Here is a 1,542-nt window from a genome sequence, read left to right as displayed (position 1 = left end):
CGAAGATTCCATGGGGAGTGGATAGCGACCGGGTCTGAGGCCAGACTGAGGTTGCTGAAGCACTCAACCTGGAGACAACGATGTTGTTCGATCATCTTTCCGACGGACCGGCCGCTATCCGCACGCAGATTGGCGCAATTTTTGTGTCATTGGAACTGAGCCGTTCGACATGGCTGGTCACCTCGCTGTCGCCGGGCAAGGGCGAGAAGATGTCCAAGCACAGCGTGAAGGCCGGCGATATTGCGGAGCTCTTGAAGCTCTTTGCAGAGCTGAAGCGTAAGGCACAGGCGCGAACGGGCGAGAGTTATCCGATCATCACGATCCAGGAGGCGGGGCTGGATGGGTTCTGGCTTCACCGCACTCTGCAGCCGGAGGGCGTCGAGAGCTACGTGGTCGATCCGGCCTCGATCGCGACGCCGCGCCGGCGCCGGCGGGCCAAGACGGACCGGTTGGACGGCGAGACGCTGTTGCGGTCGCTGCTGGCCTACAAGCGCGGCGAACCACGGGTCTGCGCGATGGTCGTTGTCCCCTCTCCGGAAGAAGAGGACCGCCGCAGGCTTTGCCGGGAGCGGCGGACCTTGATCGCGGAGCGGATCGTGCATGTGAACCGGATCAAGGGTCTTCTGTTTGCGCAAGGGATATTCGACTACGTGCCGCTGCGGCGCGATCGACGGAGGCGGCTCGAGGCCTTGCGGACGGGAGACGGGGGCGCATTGCTGCCGCATCTGAGGGCGCAGATCAGCCGCGAGCTCGACCGGCTCGAACTTCTGCTCAGCCAGATCGCGGCGGTGGAGGCTGCGCAGGATGCGTTGCTGGCTGCGAGCAGGCCGGCCGAGGGGATTGCATCGGATCCGGTGGCTCTGCTGCTCGACTTGAAGGGCCTGGGTCCGAACTTCGCTGCGGCCCTCTGGACGGAAGCCTTCTGGCGTCAGTTTGCCAACCGCCGCCAGGTTGCGTCCTATGCCGGTCTTGCGGCCACGCCATGGCGCAGTGGCGGCATCGAGCGTGAGCAGGGGGTGTCGAAGGCCGGTAATCCGCGCCTGAGAACCACGATGATCCAGCTCGCCTGGTTGTGGATACGTCACCAGCCTCAATCGGCTCTGACCCAGTGGTTCAAGGCCAACAGCCAGCGCGGCCGCAAGCGCACAATCGTGGCGCTGGCGCGCAAGCTGCTCGTGGCCCTCTGGAAGTACGTGACCGCCGGCGTGGTGATCGAGGGAGCCGTGATGAAGCCCGTCGCCTGACACCAGGCCTCTCAGCCTCAAAACCAATCTGCCGAGGTTGATCAGCCTCGGCCGATCCGGGTGGACGAACCGATGGATTGCATGGCTTCAAACGCCGCAACGAAGAAGGGTCTCGTCCCCTCGAGCCTGCCCGCCGCAAGCGGAATGTTGGTGCAGTCGTGCCCCGCGCGACGACCGAATGTGAGTTTGATCTGGCATGCAAACCAGATTGCCAAAACCGGCTCGACCCTTGGATCGCCAACCATAGGAGTAGTTCACGCCGCTCTTCCCAACCTAACGAGCCTGAAGGCGTGCTCGC

Annotated in this window: 1 protein-coding gene; it reads left to right on the top strand. The window is 63.8% G+C overall.

The annotated features are described in order from the left end of the window. Positions 1–80 precede the first annotated feature (80 nt). Entirely contained in the window at positions 81–1,244 is a 1,164-nt protein-coding gene (locus RAD16_RS40275; protein ID WP_458163614.1) for an IS110 family RNA-guided transposase, read from the top strand. Positions 1,245–1,542 lie beyond the last annotated feature (298 nt).

It is taken from the genome of Bradyrhizobium sp. 18BD (genome assembly GCF_054185225.1).
This window is presented reverse-complemented; position numbering and strand designations above follow the sequence as displayed.

Excerpts from the sequence above, each read along its gene's own strand:
- RAD16_RS40275 (WP_458163614.1), top strand. The coding sequence starts at position 81 with ATGTTGTTCGATCATCTTTCCGACGGACCGGCCGCTATCCGCACGCAG.